The following is a 14,918-nucleotide window of genomic DNA, read 5'->3' as shown; positions in this document are numbered from 1 at the left end:
TAAACTATACTCCCCCCTAGTATTAAATACTCCTCCCTAGTATTAAATACTACCCCCCAGTATAAATTGAGTGCTACATTATCGGTTAGAATCACCCAGCCCATAATTTAAAGAAGATATGCCATGTCACATACAACCAAAGATCAGAAGAAGCTCAACGCCCGAGTAAGCAAAATACAGGGGCAGGTGAATGGCCTAAAAAAAATGCTGGAAAAAGAACACGAGTGCCAAGATGTGTTGCAGCAGATCGCTGCAATTCGAGGTGCGGTAAATGGTTTGATGCGAGAAGTGATTAAAGGCCACTTGCTTGAACACGTAGTGCTTGAGGAAGACAAAGAGCAACGTGAAGCCGATTTGGAAGTAGTGCTTAAAGTTCTGGACTCTTACATCAAATAACCCGGTTATAGTTGATCAACTGTGCCATTGTTCGTACTGAAGGCTATTAGTTTTTGTCATCTGAAGTTAAGCGCTCATAACTCATTTAGGGGCATTCACAATTTATAAACTCAAGTATCCCACTCCCCGAGGGGAAAAATTCATGGACGAATTTTCCCCGTGGATTGAGGGTTTCTTGAGGTCAGGTTATTGCAGAGCAAGCCGTGAGCTGATCCTACTTGTTCAGCTCACTTCTTGCGGCGGAAAGCTCTGCCTCTGCTTCTTGCAGCTTATTCATTCTTTTCTCAATTTTATCGGGCCTGCCAGATTCCTGAGCGTCTTTCAGTTCAAGCGTGCGCTCAGCAACTTCCTGTTCTTTTTCATTAACTTTTGCAAGTCTCTCGCGCATTAATCCTTCATCCGTACAATGATCCCGTACTTCTTTCAGCGCTTTTTCCAGACCGGTTATACGATGAGTATTGTCATTACTTTTCGCATATTCGATTTGCTGCTGTATCTCATAAGCTTTGGCGTCACATCCCTTAAGAGACTCCTGAGCCAGGCTGGGAAAAGTGACAATTGTCGCCAAAAAGCTGAGACCGGTAATCGTCTTTAACATGAATGTCCTCCTGTAGAATGCATGCATTATCCACATAAATACTATGGATTAAAAGTGATTATTCTGGAGGGATGAACAGGATGCCTGAGTTTGGGAAAAGTGATCCGAGCTACTCGCATATAAATTCAAAAGCTATCCACACATCTCGTTTACGAAACGATTCTTCGAATTACTCCCGCTTTATTTTTTTATTCTGGATTTATTCGTATTTTATTCATTTCAACAGATTACTTAGCATGTAAATCACGAAAACAACCATACAAGGCTAGGTATCAATATGTCTCTTTCGAATCTCGCTACAGCGCTCCCGCAACAATCAGAAAACATCATCCTCACCAATGAACTTGAGAAGTGGCATTTAGATGGCCTGTTCAACCGCACTATTGATGTGGTGCGAGTGCCTGAATACTTCAGCAAACAGAATGCCGCGGCGATCGCAAATAAAATAAAACAAAGTGCGCTTTTTGGCAGCTATGTGAATGCTCCAAAAATTGGACGTATTGGACAAGCCTTTTTCGAATGTCAGAACGACGAAATTTCGTTAAGCCGCTACCGCGAATTTGCGAAAGTTTGGATAAAAGAAATGCGCAAAGAAGTAAGCCCGTTTCTGTCCCCGATCGATCGCTTGCGATTAGAACTAGGTGAAGTTTGGCCTTCCCATTGCAACCTTGCTGAGATTGATGGTCACAAGGCTTTCGCTGGCTTAGTAAGAGAGTTCAAAGAAGGTTCTTACGCAGAGCCCCACAACGACGTCCTAAACTGGGATCTCGTCAATGAAATGAATACAGGCATTACTAACCAGCTTGCTGCCAATGTGTATTTAGAGACCTCGGAAAGAGGTGGAGAGCTGAGACTCTGGCACGAGTGGCCAGCGACGAAAGAAGAATACGACAGTATCCGCATTGAAGGTAGCTATGGCGTTAAAGAAGAACGGCTAAACGGTAGCTACCTTGAAATCACACCTGAAGCAGGCGAGCTGATTCTGTTTAATCCTATGCGTATTCACTCTGTAGAAAAAATCCTGCAAGGCTCCAGGCTCACTTGGTCATGCTTCATAGGTCTGGAGAACGATACCAATGCACTTCAAATCTGGAGCTGATTCTATGACAACACCTAAATATCTTACGGACACTTATCTAGAAGAATTCACAGCAAAAATTACCAAAGTGATCGAAATGGATGACTCTGTGGCAGTGTATTGTGATGACACAATTTTTTATCCCCAAGGCGGAGGTCAGCCTTGTGACCTTGGCATAATAGTTATTGACGGCTGCACATACCAAGTGCATCACACTGAAACAACAGAAGATGGCATCGCTCATGTTTTAGAATCGCACCCTTTACTTTTAACCTGCACTGGTAAGCTATGTATACAGCGTATTGATATACAGCGTCGTCTGTTCAATGCGAAGTCTCACACTGCCGGACACCTTATTTCTCATCTCTTCGAAGAACTGGACAGCAATTTATCTCCGGCAAAGGGACATCACTATCCCGATGATGCCTACATTGAGCTGATAGAAAGTGAAAGAACCAACGATACCTTCTCAGTGGCGTTGATTAACGAGCAAATCGACGCCTTGGTGGATAAAACCCCCAGACCTATTCAGTCGATCGAATTAGATTTGGCTGAGGTTCAGTCTCTTCGTCCGCTATTAAGCAAGTTCATACCTCAAAGTACGCATATCCGCATGATTGCCATTGATGGATTTACACCCGTCCCATGCGGAGGCACTCATGTCAGCAGCACTTCAGAACTGAAAGGGCTGCGGGTAACGCGTATCAAACGTAAAAAAGACCGCATAAAAGTGAGTTATTTAATCAATTGAGGTAAGGCATGGATTTCACGACCGCATTGTTTTCTATTTTAACCATTCATTTAATGGCTTCAATTTCACCAGGCCCGGATTTTGTTGTGGTTTCTCAGAAAACCCTGCTCCAAGGGCGAAAAGCCGGTATTTTTTGCGGTATTGGTGTTTGTGTTGGATTATTGGTTCACATCGGTTACTCCATAGCCGGATTAACAACCGCGCTGGGACACTCTGCACATATTGCTCAGGGAATAGGGATTTTTGGTGGAAGCTACCTTGTATTCCTTGGCTATAAATCCATAAAAGGTTCATTCTCAGAACAAGCAGAGATAATCGTCAATGAAGGGAGACAAAGCGCTACTCAGTCGGCTTTTTGGAGCGGCTTGATTGTAAACATCTTCAATCCGAAGGCTGCGATTTATTTCATCTCTTTATTTTCAATCATTATTTCACCCACTATGGGCGCAGAGAAACTATTGCTGATCATTGTCTCGATCATTGCAGTGCAAATGGCATGGTATCTGACATTCATCTATTTTGTGACCATCCCAAGCGTCAGAGTGAAATTCGACAGTAAAGTCTATCTGATTGACCGCACGTTAGGAACACTCATGGCATTAATGGGGTTTTATATGATTGCCACCTATACCTTTGGGTAAGTTCATTATTTGATGGTTATCAGGCATCTAAAACTATTCCTTAACCTCAAAGTCTATCCTCTATGGAACGGAAATTTATGACAAACATCAAGAATATTGCGATTGTTGGTGCAGGGCCAAGTGGGATTTCTACTTATTTGCAACTCGTAAAAGAACTGCACAACGATTTAACCTCCATCACCATTTTTGATCCGCTTGGTATAGCTAAAAGTTTCAGTTTCAATACTGATTTGGCATCGTCCCTTAACAATACAAGTATTGGTGTCAGCTCTTTATATGCTGATGATAAGCTTGATTACTTCAAATGGCTACAAGACAAAAAATCAGATTTGAATGTATCTTCTTCAGACTTCATCAGCCGATATTATTTCAAAGAGTATTGTCAGGATCGTTTCTGGCAATCAAAAGAATATGCAAATGCATTTGGGTGTTCAACGTTTGTTGAAAATTCAGAGGTTAAAAAAATTGCTTTCAAGAATGACAGGATGATTGTCACGAGCCGTAACGACATCAATTTTTTCTTTGATGCAGTTATCTTAGCAACTGGCGTGACGACAACAACTCCTAGCGGATTAGATAACAGCTGTACCAACCTAATTACAGACCCTTACCCTGAAAGTCAATTTCTTAACCGCGTTAACAATAAAAGTAAAGTTCTGATACTCGGCTCTAAGCTGTCAGCTATCGATGTCTCTGTAGCAATATACAACAAGTACCCCGATGCTCAGATGACTATGATTTCACGATCCGGAGAGCTTCCATCAGTTCGAAGTTCCCTCCTCATTAAGAACGCTGTCCCACAAGACTACAACATCTTAAGCAGGCTCAGCACTTCTTCCTGTACCGGTAGAGTCAATGCAGAATACAAGCTGGAACAAGATATAACCTGTTGTAAATCCAGTCTCAATCACTGGGAGGACATAGTAGGTCAGTTTATTGAGGAGTTTAATGAACAAATACCTACAATGACACCCGATCGACAACAACAGTTAATTTCTAAGTACCAATACTTTATTAAACACTATGTCTCATCGTTTCCACTATCAAATGCAGAAATCATTTTAAAAGCGATAAAGTCTGGAAACCTCATCATCCTTAGAAAGGACATATCTGATTATGTTGTGATGAAGGATAATAAGATTTTTGGAAGAGAGAAGTACGGAATAAAGAATTTTGATATCGTCATTAATGCCTCTGGGATCTCCCATAAGCCAATAGATGACACTCTCATTCAAAGTTTATCTAAGTTTTCCGTTACTAAAAATAAACAAGGAGGTTTAAAAATTAGTCCCGATTCAATGAGGGTGATCTCTGAGAATGACAGTGTTCCTTTGTATGTAATTGGAGGACCAGCCGCAGGAGAAGTGCCAATTACTAACTATGTACGCTCTTCTGTCATTCAGGCTAAAAAAATCGTCTCAGACATAGTCCACATCTCACGGACATCAAAGAAAGGATTACTTAGTTATTATGCTTAAATATAAAGAAATTATCGCATTCTGCATGTTCTTCTCACTGTCTTTTGTATTTATGTCAAAAGTCGTGAAAAGCGTAGACCCCATTGTCTCTACATTTATCACCTATGGCTTGGCAGCTATTTTCTTTTTCTCTGTAAATGTAAAGAGCCGGAAGTTCATCCTAAACATTTTGATCAGCAATAAGAAACTTATTTTCAAAATTAATTTATCCACTCTTATTAACACATTATTAGCGTTTTACGTCGTACTATATATTAGCCCGATTGCTTACATAATGGTTTTTTTCGCAGGACTGTCATTTTTCAATGCGCTTCATAACTATCGTATGATCAGCAACCTTGAAAAATTTATTAACATCGCGGCACTCGCACTTGCTGTTTCTATATCATTCTTAATTTCTAACGCAGGAGTATATGACACTATTGTTGGTCTGGGGCTGACGCTTATCTCAACACTTTTTGGTGCATTCTACATGAGAGAGAGCGCTCACCTTCACCAGGAGACGGGTATATCGGCTTCGCAAATCCTCTCTGTTCGCTTTTTCATGGTCATCATTTTGTGTGGTACCTATAGCATTTTTTCTATTGATCAATATGGCATCAGCTTCCATGATCTCGCGTTATTGTCTGTGATTGCGATTACTGGATGTATCGTACCGCTATTTTTGATGCAGAAATCGATCAAGAAATTAGGTGCCAAAGTCACAGCCCAATTTACGCCACTTACCCCAATCCTTTGCCTGATATTTATGACGCTTGTAGAGAACGAACGCTTTTCAGCGCTGGAAGTCAGCCTGACGTTGCTCATGGCGTTGGCGATGCTCTACCAAACCATGCTTAAAAATCCATAATTTCAAGGATAAAATGAATGACAACAGCAATCCTATTTCTTTCAACAAGACAGCTAACGCAAGTCGACTTTACTATGCCTCTTCTTAGTGAACACGACCTAATACTTGTCGCGTCAAAGCAGGAGATTGACCGTTTACCTGATCGCATCTCATCGCGTTTTACACTTCAGTTCCCTGTATCAATCTCTGCCGATGATGGTGTGATTATCGAGTACGATCATGACGAAATCATTAAGATCATCGCTTCTATCAGACAGTCTTATTCAATGGTTGATTTTATCTGCTTTGATGAAGGCAATGTCGAACTTGCCGATTCTCTGCGCCAGAAATCAAAAAGTAACCAAAATATCGAAAGGTTCAGAGATAAGATTGAAATGAAAAGATGGTTAAAAAAAAGGAATATCCCAACCCCTTTCTTTATAGAAACCATTTCTGAAAATCAGGGATTTGATGAGATCAGTGCTAAAGTCGGAACACCGTTTGTAGTAAAGCCAAAACGATCTGCAGGCTCTAACAACATATACATTATTCGCACTAAAGACGACTTCTTAGAAATGAAGAACGCAGTCGCTGAATCTCTACGTGGTTATGAAGCGGAAGAGTACATAGATGGTGACTTGTATCACTGTGATATCGCTTTGTGGATGAAAGAAAGCATCTTTGCAGAGTGTACAGAATACCTCTGTCCTACTATTGATTTTCAGTCAGGCTCTCCGCTAGGTGGAAGAGTTATGGATACCAACAATCCATTAAGAGAACAGTTGATCGAGTTCGCTAAAGCTTCACTCAACGCACTTAACTCAAGTGACGGGGTTTATCACATGGAAATTTTTGTTCGGAATAATGATGCTAAAGATCTCGTCTTTCTTGAAGTCGGAGCCCGGCCGCCAGGCATGCTGGTAACAACCATGTATGAAAAAGCGACAGGTGTCAATTTGCTTAACCTCGATATATTGATTCAAACCCGTTCAGTGCCAAATGACTTCTCATTCGCGAGACAGAAACATGCCTTTTATTTAGTTTATCCGAAGAGAAATGGTCAAGTTCAAGCTCTGAATACACCTTCGAGTCACGGTGATATTGAGATGAATTTTTCTAATCATTCGATTATAGGAGAACAGCATGAAGGATGTTTTTCAAATCTGGATTTCAGTGCCTTCATCACTTGCTCTGCCGTTGATAAAGCGGCAATTGATAGTGCCTATAAATATATGAGCAAATTTAAACCTGTCCAGTACGCTTCTTAATCAAGTAAGTCTACCGCTTGCTTTACCTGCCTGAGAAGTACTTGCAGTTCATTTTTATAGTCTGACCGGAATTTCTCAGCGGTCAGGCTATCACCCACCCGCCAATATATTGCATAAAGAAGTACTTTGGTGATTTTTTCTCTTAACTCCAACAGTTCAATACTGTTTCCGGGTGCCGAATATCTGCTTAAGAAAGCATGGTAACAATCGTTCATACGGCGAAAGTGCTCCAAGGCCGTTTCCTGGTCTGGTTTGATGAAGGAAAAGCCACTCTTATCCTGAGTAATATCGGCCGACTCACTATACGCAATACAGTCTTCAATAATTGCCGTGATTTCCTTCAAACAGGAATTTTTGCTTTGTTCGTCCCGTTTCTCTTCCAAAACCGGTAACCATTTGCTGGAAGCTTTATATCCCAGCCCCCGAACAGTAACTATGAAATCATCTACCAATACATTCTTTAAAACAGCGCGAGATTTAAAGACATATTTATTTGCGATGATGCTATCAGGGCTATCTTCCATGTGAAATGTCGACTTCTGATCTCTGACAATGCTGCCTATATCGCTATAGCTAATCAAAGACGCTTTTTGTGTAAAAAGGTGGTGAAGGAGAACATACACCGCAGAGTCTTGTATAAACATTTCTCGGCCAGAAGATTTCAATATTTTTAGATTGACATCAAGCGTGACAAGCTTAGCGGTTTCTACGTTCTTGAAGCTAATTTGACTCATTGCGATTCCTAACTTCCATCTATCAGCATTTAACGATCCCAACCGGGTAGCGAAAATATACACATACTGAGTGATCTTTTCACAGCCTAAGTTAACCCAAAAACATCTTAACATGCTGTTTTGCATAGACTGTAACTGGCGATATTGTTCCTGCGAGAGAGAAAATACGATGAATTGGGATATATCTGTACGTATCGTGAATTGTTATCAGCAAAACTATTCTATTGCAAGCCGTGATCTATGTTGAATGAGTCGTGCTGTTCGCTAACGCAGAAATGAGCAATTCTGAGTTTCAGCATAATGTACAACCCAGGGAAAAATTCAGGACGAATTTTCAGGTTGTCGGCGCAGGGAGCGCCTGCAACCGACCCGGACCACACCAGAGAACAAAAAAGCATTTCTGGGTATGCTTTTTGCCCCAAAAGAGTACCTCGCGCGCACAAGAAAATGTGGAGAGAAACACAGAACCTAAGCGCGACAAACCATCAAACCTATTTACCCGCCTCACACAAGCCTGACTCACCTCAACCAATCTCAAACGAGGTCACACCAAATACCCGCTCCAGCGGTAATGCCGGTTGTTCCTGGGTATACATACGCGCGGTGCCAAACGTCACCGTCATGTCGTATTGTTCCGCCAGCGCGATGGCGGCCTGATTCACTTCCGGGACATCAAGAAAAAGCGGTTGTGAGGGGTCCACCGCTGATTTCAGGGCGACGAACAAGCGCTCGGCCAGATCGGCATTCTCGGCGTACAGCGGGCCGATTTTATAGCCGTTGCGGCACTGGCGGATCACGCCTATACCTGACAGCATGCCATTTTCCAGAATGCCCAAAGCATGGCTGTCTGGCTGGGTGATCCAGTGTTTGAAAAACACCGGCCGGTGGGCAGGGAAGAAAAGCTGATCGTAGGCGGCAACGGTTTCAAACGGCAAGGCTTTCAGCGACACAATGGCATGGTCATCGGGTGATTCGCCGCCGCTGACCCCTTCATACCGCAGGTTGCTGTAGGCCAGTTGAAAGCCGGATTTTTTATAGTTGTCCTGCTGCTCTACCACCCCATCCAGGCCGATATTGCAGTCTTCGAGGTGCGCCAGTGCCGCATTCCATATCTGCATGCCGTAGCCCTGGCCGCGGTATTCGGGTTTGACGATATAAAAGCCAATAAAACCGAAAGACGCGTCGTAGCGAATCGCCGAAATGGTCGCTATCGGTTCATCATTCAGTACACCGACCAGAAAACCGGTTTTGTCGGCATAATAGTAACTGTCGGCATCGTGCAGGCCGGGATTCCAGCCTTCCTGCGCGGCCCATTCGACAGCAATGCTGACTTCATCCGGTTTCATGGCTCTGATCTTGTAGTGCTTGCTGTCCATGCGCATCCCTCTGGCAGATAGCTGATATGATTAAAATATAGTTTGAAATCAGCACTGACACTGTGACATAACCCGTTTGGCTCAGCCAGTCTGCGCTGTGGGTGCTATAACGCCATTCTCATAATATGCTGCGGGCCAGCGGCTCCGCCGAGATAGAGCTCATGGGTATCGGTAAACCCACCCTGCTGATAACAATGTCTGGCGGCGGGATTTTTACAGTTCACTGTCAGATAAATCTGCTCAAAGCCGGGATACGCGGTTTCCAGAAACGCTTTCAGGGCCAGAACCGCACGCTTGGCATAACCGTTGCCCTGCTGGCGGTGATCGATAAAGAAAGCGCGTAAACCGAGCGCCGCTGAATCGGCGAAGTCGTAGCTGTGCCCGTACTGCGTATCGATCAGAAAAAAGCCGACAACCGTGTCACTATCCATGATCACGTGCGGATGCACGGTATCGTCGATATTGACCAGAATCTCTTCCATAGTGCCGACAAATTTCACCTGCTCTGTGGCTACCGACAACTCAGCCACCTGCGGTAAATGCGCTGGGGTCATCCTTTGGATGCTAATCTCTTTCATGGCGCATGACTCAATCAAAAACAATTAGTTATATACGTGATAGTAAGGTGTGCGGCTCGCATTTTCCGAACATCAAATCCCGAGAGGTTGAGCCAGATCCCTTTTTTCAGTCTCTCAGACGCTATAGTGGAGTGAGGTCGGATGCAACGGAGTGACATTCTGTACTCCACAAAGTGACAGCGTCACCACCAAAGACCGCAGGATCACTCAAGCAAGTGGCATCGACCGTTTTTTCAGTATGAGTAGTCTTTTTACAAGGAGCGATTTATGGCTAAACGAGTATCGAATAAGCGCATCAAAGAAATCCTGAAAGAAACCACTGAGAAGAAAAAATAAGCGGCTAATCCTTTAGCGCGATAAAAACCACAACCCCGCCAGATGCGGGGTTGTGTCGTTATAGCAGAAGAAAAACGGCTTACGGCACGCCGTGGCCTTTGGACGCCACCCACACGCGAAACCATTGCTCGCGGCTCAATTCAAATGCCAGCGCCGAGACGGCATCTTCAACCCGCTCAATTTTGCCGGAACCGACAATCGGCAGCGGCTTAGACGGCAGACGGCGTACCCAGGCGTAAATCACCTGATCAATGGAGCTGGCGCCGATTTCCTGGCGGATCGCTTCCAGTTCGCTGCGAACCCGGATCACCTGCTCTGACTGACCATTAAAGATCTCACCGCCGGCCATGCAGGACCATGCCATCGGCCGGGTGCGTTTCATCTGCAGTTGATCCAGCGTGCCGTCATGGCAAACCTCAAAATTAAGCGGATTGATTTCCACCTGATTGGTCACCAGAGGCGCATCCAGACGTGACTGCAGCAGATCAAACTGTGCCGGAGAGAAATTAGACACCCCAAAGTGGGCCACTTTGCCCTGCTGTTTCAGCGCGGCAAAGGCTTCTGCTACCTCGTCCGCATTCATCAGCACATCCGGGCGGTGGATCAACAGCACATCCAGCTGTTCAACGCCCAGACGTTGCAGTGAATTGTTCACCGACTCAGTAATGTGCGCTTTACCTGTGTTGTAATGGTTGATTCTCTGCTCGGGATACTGGCTGCCGCACAGCTTGATATCGCATTTAGAGACAATCTGAATCTGCTCGCGCACGCTGGGATCCAGCGCCAGCGCTTCCCCAAACAACTGCTCGCAGCTGTAACCACCATAAATGTCGGCATGATCAACGGTCGTAATGCCCAATTCAATGTGCTGTTTCAGGAAGGTCAGACGTTCCTGCGGAGTCATACCCCAGTCCGCCAGACGCCAGTAGCCCTGAACCAACTCAGAAAACTGCGGCCCCTCTGGCGTCAGTTCGACGTTTGCCACCATGGTCAATACTCCTTTATTCATTGCCCGAAATAATTCGCTGAACGTATCCTAGGCTGGATCGGCCCCTCGGGCAATGATATAACCCACAAGTTTCGAACCAGAGTACGAGTCTATGTCATTTGCTCAACGCTTGCGCAGCCTGATTGGTGAAGAAAGTATCAGCGGCTTCGCCCGCCGGGTGGATCTCAATGAAGCCCTGATCCGCAAATACCTCAACGGCAGCGAACCCAGCCTGCAAAAAGCCAATCAAATTGCAGTAAAAGCCAATTGCTCACTGGAGTGGTTAGCCACCGGCTGTGGTTACCTGTACCGACAGGCTGAAGTGGTTGACAAAGAAGCGTTGGCGGCAGCCTGGGAGCATGTAACAGGGCAGCCATTTGAGGGTGTTCGCGCACAAGAGTTAATCAAAGTGCTGGCGGGCTATCAGTTTTTGCGCAGCCACAAGAAGACAGACGGGTTTCTCGATATTCAGGCCATGGCGACCTTTCTGTCCGTCGCCCGGCAGCGCGAACCTGTATAGCCGAAAAAATGCCATCCGGCCGGATGGCATTCTCTGTTTCCGATAACAGGTTTCCAATCACACGCGTTTATTTACGCATCGCGTTGAGCTTGTTTTGCGCAATGCCCAGTACAGATTCCGGCGGGTAATTACCGTCCTGCCAGTCACCGGCGTCTTTACCGGTGAGTAAGCTGATCGCCTCACTGACATGGGAAATGGCCCAGATGTGGAAATCACCTTTTTCAACAGCGGTGAGAATATCTTTGCGGAGCATCAGGTTATGGGCATTCGACTGCGGGATAATCACCCCCTGGTTATTATGCCGTCCCTTGATGGTACAGACGTCAAAGTAGCCTTCGATTTTCTCGTTCACGCCACCAATCGGTTGTGCCTGACCAAACTGATTCATCGAGCCGGTAATCGCAATAGACTGGTTGATCGGGCAGCCGGAAAACGCAGAGATAATGGCGCACAGCTCGGCCATCGACGCACTGTCGCCATCCACGCCACCGTAAGATTGCTCAAAGGTAAGGTGGGTGGTCAGCGGAATGCGTGCGCTCTTGCCAAACAGCGACGACAGGTAAGCAGTCAGTATCATCACGCCTTTTGAGTGAATCCGCCCGCCCAGCTTCACGCTGCGCTCAATGTCCATCACCTCGCCCTCCCCCCAAGAGGTGGTGGCCGTGATCCGGTTCGGTAAGCCAAAACGGTGATCCGAGGTCGATACCACAGACAAGCCATTGATCTGGCCGATAACGTCACCCTGCGTATCTATCAGGGTGGTACCGTTCCTGAAGGTATGCAGCATCTGATCCTGCAGGCGGCTGACCCGTTTTTCCTGGCGCAGCAAAGCCTGTTCGACATGCGCGACACGTATCATGTTGGCATTGGCCGCTTTAGCGGTGTAATTGGTCTCGCGCAGCAGATTGGCAATATCCGCCGAATGCAGCGACAGTTTATTCTGATCTTCGGCCTGGCGGGAGCTGTATTCAATGATGCGGGCAATGGCTTTGCGGTCGCAATGCAGCATGCCGTTATCGTGCACGATGCTGGAAATAAAACGCGCATACTGCAGCTCAGACTCATCGGTGCGTTCCATTTCATCTTCAAAATCCGCAGTGACACGGAACAACTCACTGAAGTCAGGATCATAATGAACCAGTAACTGATAGGTCTGATAATCACCAAACAAGATGATTTTGACATCCAGCGGAATGGGTTCAGGTTCCAGCGAAATCGTCCCCGACAGCGTGACTTCCCGCTCCAGCGAGCTCAGGTTCAGCTTGCGCGAACGCAATGCCCGTTTCAGGCCGTCCCACACATAAGGCCGCTCAAGCACCTTCACCGCATCCATCAGCAACACGCCGCCATTGGCACGGTGCAGACTGCCGGAGCGGATCAGCGAGAAATCGGTAAACACAGTGCCTTTGTAGGTCGCGTTCTCTATGTAGCCAAAGATGGCGTGATAGTTAGGGCTTTCTTCCACCACAATCGGGAAGCGCTCACTCTCCTGGCTGACCAGCACATTAACCTGATAGCGACGGGGCATTTTCTTATCCAAGGCTGCATAAGACAGCGCGACCTGATCTTCACTTTCTTCTAAAAAGATATCGAGGTTGTCCAGAATGTCTTTTTGCATCGCCGTGAGATAGTCTTTTATCTCAGTATGACCGCGGTACTGCTTTTTGAGCGGTTTGACAAAATGCGAGACGACTTCCAGCGCCACTTCTTCATTGAGCTTCTGGATCTTATCGGAAAACTCTTCTTCCCAGTCCGTGAGCTGGCGCGCAATGCCGCGCAGTTTCACTTCCAGCGCCGTGATAATCGTTTCGAATTTTTCCTGCTCTTCTTCAGGCAGCGCGACAAAACTTTCTTCGGTGTGTGGCTCTTCGCCATTCATCGCCACTAACTGATAATCGCCCTGAGTCGTCAGGGTCAGACTCACCTTTTGCTCTTTCGCTTGTTCGGTCAGATTACCCAGGGCCGTTTGCTGTTTCTCCGCCAACTGATTTTTCAGCTGTTCCGAGCGCGAATAATACATTTCGTTATCGAACGCCAGCGGCAAGGCTTTCACCAGGCGAAGCATCAGCTTTTCAATGTCTTTCTTAAACGGCAAGCCCGTACCCGGCTTCAATTTCAGCACTTTAGGGGTACGTGTATCTTCAAAATTGGCGACATAACACCAGTCATACAGTGGCGTGGCATCCCCGTTCGGATCATGACGGTTCAGATAACGCAGGACCATGGTCCGTTTCCCCAGCCCGTTCCGGCCGATGGCATATATGTTGTAACCTTTTTCTTTAATCGACATCGCGAACTCAACCGCCTGCTGAGCGCGCTCCTGCCCCACAATTTCGTTCAGGGGTGCTAAATGTTTGGTTGATGAAAACTCGGCATCCAGCCCGTTTAAGGTGCAGGTGCGGTACAGGGTATCTGCTTGTAATGATTTCATTGTCATACCCTTCCCCTTATCTCTCCACTGATAGTCATTTCAGTGTAGCCAGCAATTAGTTACTTTTTAGTGACTTAGCTTGGTTTTAAGGAGTTAATCGTTTGATTGGTGGTTTTTTGTGCGATGGGAGGGGGTTGGGATGTCTAAAATGTCCAGCCTACCTTTAGGTGAATTTGTATGTCGCGCTTTCACTTTTGTGCCTGCCTCAGCATTTTCTGATGCGCGCCAGGTACTCTTTTATGGCAAATGTATGGTCCGCCCCGTTTTTGCAACTACAATTTTAACGGGAGTGGTTTGCGCTAATGTATTCGGAGTCTCTCTTGGAAGCTCTCGCATTCCAGCTCCACGATGATATCTGCGCCAGATAATCCTTAAAAGAGTAAATGCATCTAAGTGCTATTTTTGCCGTCAGGTTACATATCTGGCCGATTGACCGTTATCGTCATCATTGTCATTGCAAAATGGGTTAATGAGTTTATTGGCAAGCAAGTTTGTTGGCGTTGAACGCTCGGTGTGAGTTCATCACAGCCCAGGCGATCCGCACTAACTTGTTAGCGAGTGCGACAACAACGACATTAAAAGGTTTGCTTGCCCTCAGATTAGTGAGCCAGGGTTCGAAGCATTTCCCTGTTGTTTCTGGCTTAGATAAGACAGCGCGGGCGCAATGAATAAATAACGTTCTGAGCCTTTTATTCCCTCGCTTGCTTATTCCTAATAATGTGGTTTTCCCGCCAGTTGAGTACTGTCTCGGAACCAGTCCTATCCATGCCGCCATATCACGCCCACACTTGAAATTGCCCGGAGAGGCAATCTCTGCTAAGCAAGAGCTTGCTGTGATATGAGCAATACCAGGGATCGTCATGAGCAATTCACCGATTTCATTATCAGATGTCATTTTGATTAATTTTTGTTCTTG

Annotated in this window: 15 protein-coding genes; 8 read left to right on the top strand and 7 right to left on the bottom strand. The window is 45.8% G+C overall.

Annotation, left to right across the window (positions count from 1 at the left end; genetic code table 11):
* Positions 1-123 precede the first annotated feature (123 nt).
* Positions 124-396 (top strand): Ni(II)/Co(II)-binding transcriptional repressor RcnR, encoded by a 273-nt coding sequence (gene rcnR, locus H511_RS0121190; RefSeq protein WP_027254149.1) that lies wholly within the window; start codon positions 124-126, stop codon positions 394-396.
* A gap of 214 nt (positions 397-610) precedes the next feature.
* On the opposite strand, the gene H511_RS0121185 is transcribed toward rcnR, so the two are convergent.
* Entirely contained in the window at positions 611-994 is a 384-nt protein-coding gene (locus tag H511_RS0121185; RefSeq protein ID WP_051288348.1) for a DUF1090 domain-containing protein, read from the bottom strand.
* A 277-nt stretch (positions 995-1,271) separates the two neighbouring features.
* On the opposite strand from H511_RS0121185, the gene H511_RS0121180 reads away from it, so the two are divergent.
* From H511_RS0121180 to H511_RS0121155, 6 genes are all read left to right on the top strand, one after another.
* Positions 1,272-2,093, top strand: a complete 822-nt coding sequence (locus H511_RS0121180) for a 2OG-Fe(II) oxygenase (protein ID WP_027254147.1) — start codon at positions 1,272-1,274, stop codon at positions 2,091-2,093.
* Positions 2,094-2,097: 4 nt separating this feature from the next.
* A complete protein-coding gene (locus H511_RS0121175; protein WP_027254146.1) occupies positions 2,098-2,823 on the top strand; it encodes an alanyl-tRNA editing protein in 726 nt (241 codons plus the stop codon).
* 8 nt (positions 2,824-2,831) lie between these two features.
* Positions 2,832-3,464 carry a LysE family translocator gene (locus tag H511_RS0121170; protein ID WP_027254145.1) on the top strand — a complete coding sequence of 211 codons (633 nt, stop codon included), beginning with the start codon at positions 2,832-2,834 and terminating at the stop codon, positions 3,462-3,464.
* Between the two features lie 77 nt (positions 3,465-3,541).
* A complete protein-coding gene (locus tag H511_RS0121165) occupies positions 3,542-4,942 on the top strand; it encodes an FAD/NAD(P)-binding protein (RefSeq protein WP_027254144.1) in 1,401 nt (466 codons plus the stop codon).
* Entirely contained in the window at positions 4,935-5,792 is an 858-nt protein-coding gene (locus H511_RS0121160) for a DMT family transporter (RefSeq protein WP_027254143.1), read from the top strand. Before H511_RS0121165 ends, H511_RS0121160 begins: the two co-directional genes overlap by 8 nt.
* A 17-nt stretch (positions 5,793-5,809) precedes the next feature.
* Positions 5,810-7,039, top strand: a complete 1,230-nt coding sequence (locus tag H511_RS0121155; protein WP_027254142.1) for an ATP-grasp domain-containing protein — start codon at positions 5,810-5,812, stop codon at positions 7,037-7,039.
* On the opposite strand, the gene H511_RS0121150 is transcribed toward H511_RS0121155, so the two are convergent.
* The 4 genes from H511_RS0121150 to H511_RS0121135 all read right to left on the bottom strand — a co-directional run bounded on the left by H511_RS0121150 (position 7,036) and on the right by H511_RS0121135 (position 11,051).
* A complete protein-coding gene (locus H511_RS0121150; RefSeq protein ID WP_027254141.1) occupies positions 7,036-7,773 on the bottom strand; it encodes a helix-turn-helix domain-containing protein in 738 nt (245 codons plus the stop codon). The two genes, H511_RS0121155 and H511_RS0121150, sit on opposite strands and share 4 nt — an antisense overlap.
* A 524-nt stretch (positions 7,774-8,297) precedes the next feature.
* The gene (locus H511_RS0121145; protein ID WP_027254140.1) at positions 8,298-9,149 is read right to left on the bottom strand and encodes a GNAT family N-acetyltransferase; all 852 of its coding nucleotides are present in this window, start codon (positions 9,147-9,149) and stop codon (positions 8,298-8,300) included.
* Between the two features lie 104 nt (positions 9,150-9,253).
* Positions 9,254-9,727, bottom strand: coding sequence for a GNAT family N-acetyltransferase (locus tag H511_RS0121140; RefSeq protein WP_036760173.1), 474 nt, complete (start codon positions 9,725-9,727; stop codon positions 9,254-9,256).
* A gap of 415 nt (positions 9,728-10,142) precedes the next feature.
* Complete coding sequence (locus tag H511_RS0121135; protein WP_027254138.1) at positions 10,143-11,051, bottom strand: aldo/keto reductase; 909 nt, start codon at positions 11,049-11,051, stop codon at positions 10,143-10,145.
* Positions 11,052-11,163: 112 nt separating this feature from the next.
* On the opposite strand from H511_RS0121135, the gene H511_RS0121130 reads away from it, so the two are divergent.
* Positions 11,164-11,571: a hypothetical protein gene (locus tag H511_RS0121130; protein ID WP_027254137.1), complete on the top strand. Its 408-nt coding sequence runs from the start codon at positions 11,164-11,166 to the stop codon at positions 11,569-11,571.
* A 67-nt stretch (positions 11,572-11,638) separates the two neighbouring features.
* Here H511_RS0121130 and H511_RS0121125 read toward each other — a convergent pair whose 3' ends face one another.
* Positions 11,639-14,008: a Lon protease family protein gene (locus tag H511_RS0121125; RefSeq protein WP_027254136.1), complete on the bottom strand. Its 2,370-nt coding sequence runs from the start codon at positions 14,006-14,008 to the stop codon at positions 11,639-11,641.
* A 469-nt stretch (positions 14,009-14,477) separates the two neighbouring features.
* Positions 14,478-14,918, bottom strand: a 441-nt coding sequence (locus H511_RS0121120) for an IS110 family RNA-guided transposase (RefSeq protein WP_027254135.1), incomplete at its 5' end; no start/stop codon positions are given.

It is taken from the genome of Photobacterium halotolerans DSM 18316 (assembly GCF_000425165.1).
In the GTDB taxonomy this organism is placed as follows: domain Bacteria; phylum Pseudomonadota; class Gammaproteobacteria; order Enterobacterales; family Vibrionaceae; genus Photobacterium; species Photobacterium halotolerans.
Note: the sequence above shows the minus strand (reverse complement) of the source record. Positions and strands in the feature narration are given on the sequence as shown.